The sequence below is a fragment of the Methylomonas sp. AM2-LC genome (assembly GCF_039904985.1).
GTDB lineage: Bacteria > Pseudomonadota > Gammaproteobacteria > Methylococcales > Methylomonadaceae > Methylomonas.
Map to the genome: position 1 here is coordinate 90,814 of NZ_CP157005.1, position 13,362 is coordinate 104,175.

Annotated in this window: 14 protein-coding genes; 9 read left to right on the top strand and 5 right to left on the bottom strand. The window is 42.9% G+C overall.

The window, feature by feature from the left end; genetic code table 11:
* Positions 1-39: 39 nt before the first annotated feature.
* Entirely contained in the window at positions 40-849 is an 810-nt protein-coding gene (locus tag ABH008_RS00375) for an alpha/beta hydrolase (RefSeq protein ID WP_347987894.1), read from the bottom strand.
* Positions 850-937: 88 nt separating this feature from the next.
* On the opposite strand from ABH008_RS00375, the gene ABH008_RS00380 reads away from it, so the two are divergent.
* Positions 938-2,608, top strand: coding sequence for a serine/threonine-protein kinase (locus tag ABH008_RS00380; RefSeq protein ID WP_347987895.1), 1,671 nt, complete (start codon positions 938-940; stop codon positions 2,606-2,608).
* A gap of 16 nt (positions 2,609-2,624) precedes the next feature.
* On the opposite strand, the gene speA is transcribed toward ABH008_RS00380, so the two are convergent.
* Complete coding sequence (gene speA / locus ABH008_RS00385) at positions 2,625-4,451, bottom strand: biosynthetic arginine decarboxylase (protein WP_347987896.1); 1,827 nt, start codon at positions 4,449-4,451, stop codon at positions 2,625-2,627.
* A gap of 82 nt (positions 4,452-4,533) precedes the next feature.
* Between speA and speE the strand changes: the two genes are divergently transcribed.
* From speE to ABH008_RS00415, 6 genes are all read left to right on the top strand, one after another.
* Positions 4,534-5,379, top strand: a complete 846-nt coding sequence (speE, locus tag ABH008_RS00390; RefSeq protein WP_347987897.1) for a polyamine aminopropyltransferase — start codon at positions 4,534-4,536, stop codon at positions 5,377-5,379.
* A 315-nt stretch (positions 5,380-5,694) separates the two neighbouring features.
* Positions 5,695-5,916, top strand: a complete 222-nt coding sequence (locus ABH008_RS00395; RefSeq protein WP_347987898.1) for a DUF433 domain-containing protein — start codon at positions 5,695-5,697, stop codon at positions 5,914-5,916.
* Entirely contained in the window at positions 5,913-6,251 is a 339-nt protein-coding gene (locus tag ABH008_RS00400; RefSeq protein WP_347987899.1) for a DUF5615 family PIN-like protein, read from the top strand. The genes ABH008_RS00395 and ABH008_RS00400 overlap by 4 nt, the downstream gene beginning before the upstream one ends.
* A 164-nt stretch (positions 6,252-6,415) precedes the next feature.
* On the top strand, positions 6,416-6,649 hold the full coding sequence (gene vapB, locus ABH008_RS00405; protein ID WP_347987900.1) for a type II toxin-antitoxin system VapB family antitoxin: 234 nt from the start codon (positions 6,416-6,418) through the stop codon (positions 6,647-6,649).
* Positions 6,646-6,804: a hypothetical protein gene (locus tag ABH008_RS00410; protein WP_347987901.1), complete on the top strand. Its 159-nt coding sequence runs from the start codon at positions 6,646-6,648 to the stop codon at positions 6,802-6,804. The genes vapB and ABH008_RS00410 overlap by 4 nt, the downstream gene beginning before the upstream one ends.
* Before the next feature lie 498 nt (positions 6,805-7,302).
* Complete coding sequence (locus ABH008_RS00415) at positions 7,303-8,334, top strand: IS110 family transposase (RefSeq protein WP_347987902.1); 1,032 nt, start codon at positions 7,303-7,305, stop codon at positions 8,332-8,334.
* A 428-nt stretch (positions 8,335-8,762) separates the two neighbouring features.
* On the opposite strand, the gene ABH008_RS00420 is transcribed toward ABH008_RS00415, so the two are convergent.
* The gene (locus tag ABH008_RS00420) at positions 8,763-9,095 is read right to left on the bottom strand and encodes a hypothetical protein (RefSeq protein ID WP_347987903.1); all 333 of its coding nucleotides are present in this window, start codon (positions 9,093-9,095) and stop codon (positions 8,763-8,765) included.
* A 287-nt stretch (positions 9,096-9,382) separates the two neighbouring features.
* On the opposite strand from ABH008_RS00420, the gene ABH008_RS00425 reads away from it, so the two are divergent.
* Both ABH008_RS00425 and ABH008_RS00430 read left to right on the top strand, forming a co-directional pair.
* Positions 9,383-10,294, top strand: coding sequence for a DMT family transporter (locus ABH008_RS00425; RefSeq protein WP_347987904.1), 912 nt, complete (start codon positions 9,383-9,385; stop codon positions 10,292-10,294).
* A gap of 165 nt (positions 10,295-10,459) precedes the next feature.
* The gene (locus ABH008_RS00430; RefSeq protein WP_347987905.1) at positions 10,460-10,681 is read left to right on the top strand and encodes a hypothetical protein; all 222 of its coding nucleotides are present in this window, start codon (positions 10,460-10,462) and stop codon (positions 10,679-10,681) included.
* Between the two features lie 4 nt (positions 10,682-10,685).
* Here ABH008_RS00430 and recN read toward each other — a convergent pair whose 3' ends face one another.
* The gene (gene recN / locus ABH008_RS00435; protein WP_347987906.1) at positions 10,686-12,365 is read right to left on the bottom strand and encodes a DNA repair protein RecN; all 1,680 of its coding nucleotides are present in this window, start codon (positions 12,363-12,365) and stop codon (positions 10,686-10,688) included.
* A 4-nt stretch (positions 12,366-12,369) separates the two neighbouring features.
* On the bottom strand, positions 12,370-13,254 hold the full coding sequence (locus tag ABH008_RS00440) for an NAD(+) kinase (protein WP_347987907.1): 885 nt from the start codon (positions 13,252-13,254) through the stop codon (positions 12,370-12,372).
* Between the last annotated feature and the right edge of the window lie 108 nt (positions 13,255-13,362).

Sequence of the window (13,362 nt, forward strand, 5' to 3'; positions counted from 1 at the left end):
ACATTGAACATAGCAGAAAACGTCTTGACTGACAAATAACTAATGCGAACCCTCAAGTCTGGAAAGTATCTCTGCCCAGTAAACTAACCATCCTTGCTGATGACTTACACCTGATAGCACTTCGACCCGACTATTGGCTCGGGACTCTAATAAATGCATAAACAACTTGGGCGGTATATTACTATCCTCTGCGCCCATGTAATGCCATTCAAGCGCACCATTATTAACATAATCCGCTGGATTTTCAGACTCACTCAAGTGCTGATAACCGTGATAATCCGCCCAAAGATTAATATCGTAATTGCCTGACAATGTTAACAAATGCTTAGTATTCGGTACACGACTGCTTAGCAACATCGCCAGACTACCTCCGCCACTATGTCCAATCAGAACCAATTCGTTATAACCATATCGGTTTACAAACTCTTTAATACCCACAGTCATTGAGCCTAAAACCTGCTCACCATAACGGGCGCTGGTCCACAAATTTGGCTTGCAACCCGCATCGTTTGCATGACCATTATAACAAGGACGCCCCAGATACAGGGCAGGGCTAGAATCCATTGCCATTAACGGTAACATCAGTGAGGCACGTGTAGTAGGTTCTGCGGCTGGCAGCAAACCATTTTGCCAAGGTCGTCCATCACCTTCAAGATATATATGCAATACTCTACCTCCCACGATACCCGGCTGATAAAAACAGCTAAGTACAAATCCTTCGGCGTTTAATTCCACACTTTGCATACCAAACTGTTTAGCTGTAGCAAGCAGACGCTCAGTTGGCGCATTACAGGCCATCAAACACAGCAAGAACCCGCAATAGATAAAAAAAACAGGTATTTTTGTCATTCAAATATTGAATCCGATAATTTTGTATGCCACAGATAGGTCAGGTTTCAGCTAAAATTAAGCAAAAAACTTACCCTTGGTTGGCATCATGACTTCATTTGATAAGGCATTACAAGCATTTCATCAATCGCAGATTAGCTTTATCGAGCTAATCGCTCTCCTGAAAAAAACAGGTATTGCCGCGCCTGAAGTTGATATTTTGCATAACTTATTAAAAAATGAACACCAGGCGGGCAAATTATCAGATGAAACTTATGCAAATCTGAAAGCCGAGTTGAGTGATACACACCCTAGCGACTTTGATCTGGACAAAACCCAAATACTGATCGAAACCACAAACTACGATACAGATGCTACACAGTTATTACCTCCTTTAACAGGCAGTGAATCCAATCTACCCCCGCCATCACTTACGTCCATGCCCATGCATACCGAGTCGTTATTAACGGGTTTATCACAAGGTCAGGGCCTATCAGAACTTAAAGTGGGGGCAACACTAAACAACCGCTTTGTACTGCAAGAGTTATTAGGTGTAGGCGGTATGGGTTTGGTGTTCAAAGCGGTGGATTTACGCAAAATAGAAGCAGCCGATAAAGAACCTTTCGTGGCCTTGAAAGTTTTAAACCAAGACTTCCAGACCGACCCAATGGCATTGATTGCTTTGCAACGAGAAACCAAGCGGGCACAGACGCTAGCTCACCCCAACATTATCAAAGTTTATGATTTTGACCGTGATGGTGGGCATGTGTTCATGACCATGGAATATTTGCAAGGTCGCCCCCTCAGTCATCTCATCAAAGAGCATGATGTCAATGGTTTATCCTATAAACAAGCTTGGCCTATCATTCATGCCATGGCTGACGCATTAGCCTATGCCCACAAAAAAAATATTGTGCATTCCGATTTTAAGCCAGGCAACGTTTTCATTGATGAAAGCAATGAGGTACGGGTATTGGATTTCGGCATTGCCTGCGCAATAGGCCGTAGTGACAAAGACCATCAAGATGCTACGGTATTCAATGCCCGCTCTTTAGGTGCCATGACCCCTGCTTATGCCAGTCTGGAACAATTACGATTCAGTGAACCCGATCAGCGCGACGATATTTATGCCCTGGCTTGCGTCAGTTACGAGTTATTAACCGGCAAACATCCCTTTGGTCGGCTTTCTGCGGAAAAAGCCCTCGAAGTTAATTTGCAAGTTAAACCAATCAGTAAATTATCGCATCGACAATGGAAATGTTTGCAAAAAGCCCTAGCATTTCAACAAGAACAGCGCACCAGCAACATTAATGAGTTTTTAACCGGGCTAGGCCCTCGTTCCGCCTTATTTTATGGCTTATGGGGCGCAGGTATTCTTAGTATTGGCCTATTAGGCGGTAATATTTACCAAAGCTTTCTGGCACCCCCCACTGTGATAGAAGCACCCATCATTGCTGCCCCTCTAACCCCAGAACAACAACAAAAAATTAAAGACTTTCTGGAATTAGCTAGCATCCATACCGATGTCGGATATTTAACTGCTCCTACAGGCAGCAACGCTTTATGGGCGTATCAGGAAGTGCTTAAAATAGATCCTTATAACCAGCAAGCCAAAGACGGTATGCTCAAAATTGCCGATTTATTAGAACAACAGGCCTGGGAAGCCTATGAAAAAAATGATAGGGCCACCGCACTGAAAAAAGTCCAAGAAGGATTGGAAGCATATTCATCACATAAAGGCTTGCTGAGCTTGCAGGAAAAGCTTAGAACTATCCCTTGATTTGCCCATACAAAATTTATTTTTCTAAATAGGTATAAGCATTTAAGCCCGTTAATAATTCCTGTAAAAATAGTTGTTTTTGGTCAGCATTTAACGGGCTGGCATCCAGTTTTTGCTGATAGGCCAACTTTAGGTCCTCGGCATTGATATGCACATATTCCAATAGTTCGCTCACATCCTCACCTTCCATAAAATCTACAAATCGATAAGTCTGCTCGTGTAACTCGATATTAATGGAATGAGTATCACCAAACAAATTGTGCATATCACCCAAAATTTCCTGATAGGCACCCAGCATAAAAAACCCCAGTAAATAAGGCTCCTGTACAGTAATATCGTGCAAAGCCAAGGTATGACTAATATTTTGCTGATCAACATATTGATCAATACGGCCATCAGAATCGCAGGTTAAATCCTGAATCACTGCACGCCGTGTTGGTTGCAATTCCAGATTATGGATAGGCATAATGGGAAAAATTTGATTTATACCCCAGATATCCGGCATAGATTGAAACAAAGAAAAATTACAAAACACCTTATCGGCCAATTTTTCTTCCAATTCTTGTAAAATTTCGCGATGATGATGATTTTCTGCATTTAATTGGCGTTGCACCTGCCAACATAAACCCACATAATGCTGTTCTGCATTAGCCAATTCCGGCAAGCTTAAATCACCTTGTACAAATTGGGCGCGTGCTTCAGCCATATCAAACTGAGCATTGTGATAGGTTTCCGAAACATTTTGGGACAGGTTTTCATGCGGCAAGGTGTCGCCTTTCAAACGCTCAATTTCGGTGACATTGGTAATCATGATGGCATGATGCGCAGTGATTGCCCGACCGGATTCGGTAATAATATTAGGTTGTGGCAAGGAATAATCGTGACAGGTTTCTGCAAAACTACGCACAATATTCTCTGCATATTCAGCCAGACTGTAATTGATAGAACATTCTCGCCGCGAACCGCTGCCATCATAATCTACCCCTAAACCACCACCGGCATCAACGGTAGTAATGGGTGCGCCGAGCTGACGCAATTGCACATAAAATTGACCCGCTTCTTTTAATGCCAGTTTAATGTCATGAATATTGGCAATCTGCGATCCCATATGAAAATGCATCAGTTGCAAACAGTCCAACATATTCTGCTGTTTAAGATGTGCAATCAGTTCCAGCACCTCGCTAGCATGCAAGCCAAATTTTGATTTTTCGCCGCCACTGTTCTGCCACTTGCCCGCACTGATAGTAGACAATCGCACTCTCAGACCAATTAAAGGCTTAACCGACAGCTTAGCGGCTTCTTCGATAATCAGGGCTAATTCCGATGGTTTTTCGATCACAATAAACACAGACAGGCCCATTAATTGTCCCATCAAGGCCATACGGATATAAAATCGATCTTTGTAACCATTGCAAACAATAGTGCCGCCGCTTTTCGCCATGCCCAATATTGCCAATAACTCTGGCTTACTGCCTGCTTCCAGACCAATGCCATCAGCAGAAACGATGCTTTCCACCACATGGCCTTGCTGATTAACTTTGATGGGGTAGACTGGCGTATAAAGACCAGTATAGTGATGATGAGTACGTGCATCATTAAAAGCCTGTTGCAGCCTACGGATACGATCACGCAAAATATCGGGAAAACGAATTAACACCGGCCAGCTTAAGCCTTTACCTTGTAAAGCCTCTGCAACTTCAAACACATCTACTTCTGTTGCACAATCAGCGCGTGGCTTTACACAGACATGACCCTTACTGTTAATAGAAAAATAGCCATCTCCCCATTGTTGAATGGCATAAAGTTGTTTAGATTGTTCTATCGACCATTGCAGTTTGTGCACCCGCGTTCCTCATGCTGTCATAAATTTGATCTAATTCTAAAGTATAATGAAGTAAATATTATGACTTTTTTAAGGATGTATCATGTTAGATGACCAATGGTTTAGTGAAGCTGTCCCTTCCGATGGCTCTGCCTTCTCTCTCAAAATCAAACGTAAACTCCACGAAGAACAATCCGAGTTTCAGTTTCTGGAAATCTACGAAACCGAACACTTTGGTAATTTAATGGTTATTGATGGCTGCACCATGGTATCCACCCGCGATAACTTTTTTTACCACGAGATGATGAGCCACCCGGTGTTATTTACCCATCCTAACCCTAAAAAAGTGTGGATTATTGGTGGTGGTGACTGTGGTACTTTAAAAGAAGTACTGAAACATCCCGGTGTTGAACAAGCGGTACAAATTGATATTGATGAGCGTGTCACACGTCTGGCAGAAATTTATTTTCCAGAATTATGTGAATCGAACGGCGACCCACGTGCCGAGCTTAAATTTATTGATGGCATTAAATGGGTAAAAGATGCCGCACCTAACAGTGTTGATATTATTATTGTGGATAGCACAGACCCAGTAGGACCTGCAGAAGGCCTGTTTTGTGCAGAATTCTACCGTGATTGTTTCAATTGTTTAACAGAAAACGGTATTGTCATTCAACAAAGCGAATCAGCCTTGTTTCATATGAAAATTTTGGCAGAAATGCGTGGCGAAATGCAAGCAGCCGGTTTTAAAAATTTACAAACTGTATTTTTTCCACAATGCCTATACCCCTCTGGCTGGTGGAGTGCAACGTTGGCTAGCAAAGCTGAATTAACAGGTTTTAGAGAACAAGACGCTTTAAATAAAGGTTTTGATACTGTGTATTACAACAGCGACATACACAAAGCCAGTTTAGCCAAACCCGAATTTTTCAAAAAAGCGTTTGGTTAACCATTCAATATAATGACTTCAAAGCCTAATACTATTTGGTATTAGGCTTTGCTTAGATCAAAGCTAGCGTAGCCAACCCCTACGCATCACATTATGGGGCTCGGAACCTGTTTCTTTTACTGCACCAATGTTCGTGCTGAAGCCATTAGGCCAACGTTTTTAAGTTTCGTGTTGTTGATTACAGGCAAAAGAAAAAACCAGACTTTTTACACATTCGTTTTTCAATGGCGAAACGATAATGGTAACTGAGGCTTGTAATTATTTAGGCAAACGGTATGCTTTACAGCAATCCAGTTTGTTTTAAGGAATGAGGTCATGAATCTTGAAACCAGAATTACCTTTAACCCACTCCAATGTGGCGGTAAACCCTGTGTGCGCGGCATGCGCATTCGCGTCAGCGATATTTTACAAATGCTGGGGGAAGGAGTTAGCAGTGAAGAGATTCTAAAGGATTTTCCTGATCTTGAGCCCCAAGATATCCAGGCCTGTTTCTTGTATGCCGCTCGCCGAGTTAACTTTGAGCGTTTAGTGGCGTGATCTATTGGGTTGATGCACAGCTACCACCACAATTAGCCGACTGGCTTAGTTGGACATTTAAGGTGGAAGCTTATTCATTACGCACCTTAAATTTGCGCGATGCTGATGACGAAGTCATTTTTCAAAAAGCACGGCAGGCAAATGTCGTAATCATTAGCAAAGACAGTGATTTTGTGGAATTGATATTACGCTTGGGCACACCACCGCAATTAATATGGGTCACTTGCGGAAATGTCACCAACCTCCACTTACAAGCGCTATTTGGCACAGTATTTCCTCAAGCCCAATCTCTACTGGCATCTGGCGAAGCCATTGTTGAAATTGATACCTTATAAAGTCCTTTGTTATTAAGGATTGCTGTACTGAATCAATTGAATCTAGGGCGCAATTACTGTTCGACAGCTTTTTTATGAAATCGACCCAGACAGGTACAAATAAAGATGTCTACTCGTCGCTTGACAGCAGCATAGCCTATGTATAGGCTTAAGACGGAGGTATCATGCAAACTATTACCATAAAACTGTTTAAAAACGGACAAAGTCAGGCGGTGCGGATTCCAAAGCAATTTCAGTTCGTAGGTACTGATGAAGTGGTGATTCGCAGACAAGGCAACACAGTCTTCATTACACCTCAACGCAAAAGCTGGACATCATTTGCCAATGTGGACAAGGCGGATGCCAATTTCATAATTTCGCGTCCAGATCTGATGGAAAATACCAGGAGCATTTTTTGACGCTTTACATTCTTGATACGGATACCTGTAGCTATATTATCCGTAAAAACCCAACCATTGTACTGGAGGCAATGAATATTGAAATCAGACAAGGACACGAGATAGCCATTTCTGCCATCACCTATGCAGAATTAATATTGGGCGCGAAACGTTAGGGAAACCCCGTAAAACACTAGAGCCTTATTGCTGAATTGTGCGAACACCTGCCGGATATATATGCCTAGGACGCTAAGGCCACCGAACAATTCGCCGATTTACAAACTTTGTTGTTCAATAAGGGAACACCAATTGGCGTAAATGATACCTTGATCGCTACCCATGCTCTGAGTCTTGATGCAAATTTAGTAACCAACAATACCAAGCATTTCGAAAAAGTTCCGGCTTTGAAACTGGTTAATTGGACTATGGATGTCAGTAGTCCCAGCGAACTTTCTTAAATCCGCCTAAGCCCCCAACCAGAACGCAGAATTATTTTTAGAATAACGAGGTCAAGTATTGGCACTCGCTACGTATTGAACTAATTTGAATAATGTAAAAACGAAATGTTGAAATGCGGGAACTAATGGAATGGTCTACCCCACTTCCCAACCGGCCTCGAAATGGGCGATGATGTAATTTTTCAAACCTACATCAAAACAGAAGTGAGATAGACCGTGAAACATAGTAACGCAACTGCAACCACTAGCGAAAGAAGAGAATTAAAAGTGTTGGGCATCGATTTGGCAAAACAGAGTTTTCAACTACATGGCGTTGATGACCAAGGCCATGTGGTTCTTAGAAAGAAGATCAGTCGAAATCAATTGCTTGATTTCATGGCTAAATTACCGCCGTGCCTGGTTGGGGTTGAAGCCTGTGGTGGAGCGCACTTTTGGGAGCGTGAGTTTACCCAGCTGGGTCATTCTGTCCGAATGATTGCTCCACAGTTTGTTAAACCCTATGTAAAATCGAATAAGAATGACGCGGTGGACGCCGAAGCGATCTGCGAAGCCGTACAGCGGCCAAACATGCGTTTTGTACCCACCAAGAGCATTGGGCAGCAGGATATTCAGAGTCTGCATCGTGTCCGTAGTCAATTGGTTGCCAGAAGAACAGCTCAAACCAATCAGGTGAGAGGTTTGCTGTTGGAATACGGCATCGTCATTCCCAAGGGGATTAATTATGTTAGAAAGGCTCTACCTTGTATTCTCGAAGACGGCGAAAATCGATTAAGTTCCTTATTCAGAGGATTGCTGAATGAGTTGTATGAAGAATTTGTGCATTTGGACAAACGCATTGAATCGACAGAGAAAAAATTAGAAACGTTGTGCACCCAGAATGAAGATTGCCAACGGTTACTCACTATACCGGGCATCGGTTTACTGACGGCTACAGCCTTAATTGCTGCGATTGGCAACATAACGGTATTCAAAAATGGCCGGGAATTGGCTGCTTGGCTAGGGCTTGTGCCGAAACAGCACTCAACAGGTGGGAAACAGACGTTGCTGGGAATCAGCAAGCGAGGTGATACTTACTTACGAACCTTATTAATTCATGGTGGACGATCGACGGTTAGAGTGGCGCACAAGAAGCAAGACAAACGCAGCCGCTGGATCACTGACATCACCAACGTCGCCGTAGCAAACAAAAATGCCCGGATTGCCTGGGCCGTACTGACACACAAGGTCAACTACAAAGCGGCGGCATAATCGATGATTGGAATAATGCCTTATTTTAAGCACTCATTAGGGGCTTTGCCCCTAGCCGTGCGGCTTACCCCACCCTCGCCGAGAGGATCGCTAGGGTTTAGATTTTAATAAAAGTCACTAGGAATGAGGCTAACAACGAATTGCGTGGATAAAATTAAAGTGATGGCAAAAAAGGTAACACCTGCATTCCTATGAACCTGATGGGGTCTCGGGCTCTTAGAAGCCGTGGAACTGATGAGGTAGGAATGTGCGGATTCCATCAGGGCTAGAGGATAATGGTTCCTCAGCAATTAAAGGCCGGATATATGGAAGCAATATTCTTTTTGTCACGAGTGAAATTTTTCTTGCAATACGGGGTAGACCATATATGACCCCGTGTGTTTTTCTTTCCGTGTGTTTTTTATTCTGAGTATTTGTTCGAGTCAAGCTTAAAAAATATAGGTTAACCCCAATCTCACTAAGCTAATAAAACCGACAATCGACAAGATGAAAAAGATAGTTTTTCGAGTCTCACTTTGTGGCATGTTTGATGGTGGGCAATTGCCAATCTTGGTTTCGATATGAAATGATAATGAATAATCAGAAGCTCGATTGATTAGAGTTGATACAACTAATGGAGGCCAATTCTTATCGCTAAAATTGGAGTTTTCAGCAGTAAGAGCCTGCAGTTGTTCCCCAAGCATCCGTATCTCTGTCACTGATCCTATGACCATATGTCCACTTTCTTTACCCTTAAATTGATGAGGTGCATAATCACTCAAAACCAATGCTATAACATATTGAAAAATTCAGAAGATTGTATAACAATTAATTCTTTATTAGAATCTAAGCTAATTCAAACTCAAAAATAAATAATTGACACGCCACCATCTACTCTAATAATATTCACCCCATGCATATTAATCTCACTCTTTATAAAAACCTACTATGGCGACTGGCTTATCCTGTTGCTGCGGTGTTGCTGTTTTTATAATTTTCTGAAGCAAACCGCGGGCTTTCCGCGTTTGCTTTGTTACTCGCATAAGGCTCGCACTAACCATGGAGCCTTATGCCACATAAAACCCACCCAATCGCTACCCAACCTAAAACCCTATTGGGGTTTACCTTAGCCACTCTCGCGGCAATTGGTTTCTCCACCAAAGCTATTCTAGTAAAACTGGCCTATCATTATCCGGTTGATGCGGTGACGCTGCTGGCGTTACGCATGTTGTTTTCCGCACCCTTTTTTTTACTGATAGCCTTGCGCCATGCCCACAGCAATCAGCAAACACCTTTAAATAGAAAGGATTATCTGGCTTTATTGGTGCTGGGATTCTCTGGTTATTATTTATCCAGTCTGTTTGATTTTATTGGCTTGCAATACATTTCTGCTGGACTGGAACGTCTGATACTGTTTCTTTACCCCACGTTGGTCGTAATTTTGTCTGCGGTTTTTTTGCGCAAACCTTTTGGGCGTAAAGAATTGCTGGCTATGCTACTTAGTTATAGCGGTATCGGCGTGGTGGTGTTTGATCAGCTGCATATTCAGGCCGAACATTTATGGTTAGGTGCCGGCTTTGTGTTTGCCAGTACGCTAACTTATGCGTTTTACCTGATAGGTACTGGGGAGTTTGTGGTTAAAATTGGTGCTTCGCGTTTTACGGCTTATGCCATGCTTGTAGCATGTTTAGCAACTGTAGTGCAATTTTTGTGCACCCATCCTATACAGGCTTTAGATTTGCCGATGCAGGTTTATCAATACAGCGTAGTAATGGCCATTTTTTCTACCGTATTGCCGGTATTCATGCTGTCGGCAGCTATCCGCATGATAGGTTCCAGCCATACTTCGCTGATTGGTTCGCTGGGTCCAGTCTCCACCTTATTATTGGCGACCGTATTTCTGGGTGAAACTTTAACCAATTTGCAGATAGGTGGTGCAGTATTGGTAATGTTAGGGGTGTTCAGTTTAACTTTGCGGTAAAGCATACATTAAACAGTGAACTTATCGGGCGTATAAAAATCTATGTATTATGTGCAAAGGTGCAAATTTATTTTGAACATTCGTATTGAATTAATCACCGTATCACAGATAAATTATTAAAAATAAATACAATAGCATACACGAACTAACTAGCAGGAGAGTGTCATGAACAAGGCCTCATTATTGCATGAGCGTGCCGGTTTTATAGAGCAACTCCACCATGAGTTTCTCTACTTAAAAGGCTACGGAACCTATACCTATATCACCCCTAAAGATGCCAGTAATTTGTTCGACTCGTATTTGATTCATGAGAACAATATTAGCTCTGCCATTACACAACAACAAGCGCAAATCTGTTTTATACGCGGTTTTATAAAATCTTTATAAAAGCCTAGATTTGCACGTTGCCGTTTTCTAGCATCTCTTTGGCATGGGCCAAAGTATTTTCGGTAATAGTAATCCCACCTAGCATACGTGCTATTTCATTAACGCGCTCTTCATCACTTAAGCGTCTGACGGTAGATGAAGTGATAGACGCTTTTTGATTTTTAGCTACAAATAAATGCTGATTGGCCTGAGCCGCAACCTGAGGTAAATGCGTTACACACAACACTTGCCGATTTTTACTTAAGCTGCGCAATTTCTGACCAACAATTTCGGCAATTCCACCACCAATACCTGAGTCTACTTCGTCAAAAATCATAGTAGGGGTGGTTTTATCGGGACTGGTGGTCACTTGTATGGCCAGACTGATGCGCGACAATTCTCCGCCAGACGCCACCTTGCCCAGTGGCTTGGCAGGCAAACCAGGATTGGTAGTTACCAGAAAATCGATACCATCCTGACCGTTGCGCTGCGGCTCACTGTGGTAGGCAGGCGTTACATTAACTAAAAACTCGCCATGTGGCATGCCTAATTCCTTAATAGTGGCTGAAATGCGCTGTTGCAATTCTGCCGCCGCCTGTTGACGGCGCTGAGAAAGTTGTTGCGATAAGGCTTGATAATCGGCAAGGAATCGTTGACTATCTACACTCAAGCTCTCGATACGCTCACTACTGTGACTAAGATTGTTAAGTTCGGCAGCCAGTTGTGCTGCTAATTGCGGTAAGGCTTCAGGGGCGGTTTTGTGTTTGCGGCTCAGGCTTTGAATAACAGCAATCTGCTGTTCCAGATAGGCAAATTGCTGTGGGTCGGCTTGCTGGTTTTCCAGAAAGCGGCGTAATTGTTGAGCCGCTTCGCTGACCTGAATTTCCGCTTCAGTCAATAAACTGCTAATTTCAGTCAGTTCATGTGCATATTGGGATAGCTCTTGAATACCATGTAGGCAATGGCCCAACATTTCCGCCACTGAATGTTGATCGTTATCGTATAAAACATCCAATTGTTGCTGACCTACACTTAGAATTTTACCCAGATTTGCCAGTTTATGATGTTCATCGGCTATAGCCTGAAAATCGTATTCATCGAGATCCAGCTGCTGTAGTTCTTCCAATTGATAGCGTAATAATTCTTCGCGTTCGGTTTGCTCGCTACTGGTTTTAATTAAGTGCTGTAATTCTTTATGCGCCTGTTTCCAATTTTGATAACTGCTGTTAAGTTGCTCCAATAGGGTTTGATTATTGGCAAAATCATCCAGTAACCGCCGTTGCTCTTCGTTATCTTGCAAGGTTAAATGCGCATGCTGGCCGTGAATTTCCACCAGTAAGCGGCTAAGTTCTTGCAAGGTCTGTAAATTAACCGGACGATTGTTGATATAAGCTTTAGAGCGGCCATCATCGCTGATAGTACGACGAATCAAACATTGCTGATCATCATCTAGCTCTTTATCTAACAGCCATTGTAGAGCTTGCGGCGCATCTGCCAACTCAAATTCAATATTCACTTCCGCACGCTTACAATTGGGGCGCACATAGCCCGAATCGGCACGGTCTCCCAACGCTAAACCGAGTGCGGTTAATAAAATAGATTTACCTGCCCCCGTTTCGCCGGTCAGCACCGACATGCCCTGCTCGAGGTTAAGGTCCAAAGCATCAACTACCGCTAAATCTATTATATTAAGGTTTGCCAGCATCGTATTAGACGGGGTAACCGCCGCTCCAATTTAGTTTACTTCTTAGAATGTGAAAAAAGTCGTGATCTTCAGGATGTAAAATTCTAATCGGTTTTTCAGCTGTTTTAATGACAATTTTGTCACCGATGTGTACATCTGGTATTTCCATATTATCGCAGGTGACCAAAGCATTGATCTGCCGGGTCTGACTAAAGCGAATTTCAATTTCCACACGGTCATCCACCACGATAGGCCGGTTGGAAAGTGTATGCGGATTAAGAGGCACCAGCACCAATGCATGTAAGGCGGGATGTAATATTGGTCCGCCTGCCGAAAGAGAATAAGCGGTGGAACCGGTTGGCGTTGCCACGATTAAGCCATCGGAGCGCTGCGTATTTAAATAAACACCATCAATAGTCGTAACAATTTCTATCATACTGGGTGTTACCCAGCGATGTACCACCACCTCATTCACTGCTGTTTGCCGATGGATAATATTACCATCGCGGATAATCATAGCTTGCAACAAGCGGCGTTGTTCGGTTTTAAACTTACCGAGTAATATTTGCTCTAGATGTTTGAGTAGTTGTTCTGGTGAAATATCGGTTAAAAATCCAACTCTACCTAAATTCACCCCCAGCAAGGGTATCTCAACATCCGCTACTGCCCGTGCGGCAGTTAAAAACGTGCCATCTCCACCTACCGCGATTATTAAATCACAGTGTTTGGGTAATTGCTCTATGTCCAGATTTGTAACAGATGTCTCTTTGAGTAAAACGGCACTTTCAGTATCAACCAGTACCTGATGGCCCCGGCTTAGCAAATACCGATAGAGTTGACTAAGGGTTGGAGCTATGACGGGGTCACCGAATTTTCCGATGATGCCAATACGCGGGAAAGTGGTGAGCATATTTGTGCTGGATTAAAAGGTTGGTGCGATTATACAAAGAAATAGTGGTTTAGCGAGGATAAAACAACAAAGCCGGGATAACTTTAATTTTAACAAAATTATAAAGGA

Coding starts and splice junctions, on each gene's coding strand:
- ABH008_RS00395 (WP_347987898.1), top strand. CDS start 5,695: ATGAATCTTGAAACCAGAATTACCTTTAACCCACTCCAATGTGGCGGT.
- ABH008_RS00440 (WP_347987907.1), bottom strand. CDS start 13,254: ATGCTCACCACTTTCCCGCGTATTGGCATCATCGGAAAATTCGGTGAC.
- speE (WP_347987897.1), top strand. CDS start 4,534: ATGTTAGATGACCAATGGTTTAGTGAAGCTGTCCCTTCCGATGGCTCT.
- ABH008_RS00430 (WP_347987905.1), top strand. CDS start 10,460: ATGAACAAGGCCTCATTATTGCATGAGCGTGCCGGTTTTATAGAGCAA.
- ABH008_RS00375 (WP_347987894.1), bottom strand. CDS start 849: ATGACAAAAATACCTGTTTTTTTTATCTATTGCGGGTTCTTGCTGTGT.
- recN (WP_347987906.1), bottom strand. CDS start 12,365: ATGCTGGCAAACCTTAATATAATAGATTTAGCGGTAGTTGATGCTTTG.
- vapB (WP_347987900.1), top strand. CDS start 6,416: ATGCAAACTATTACCATAAAACTGTTTAAAAACGGACAAAGTCAGGCG.
- ABH008_RS00425 (WP_347987904.1), top strand. CDS start 9,383: ATGCCACATAAAACCCACCCAATCGCTACCCAACCTAAAACCCTATTG.
- ABH008_RS00380 (WP_347987895.1), top strand. CDS start 938: ATGACTTCATTTGATAAGGCATTACAAGCATTTCATCAATCGCAGATT.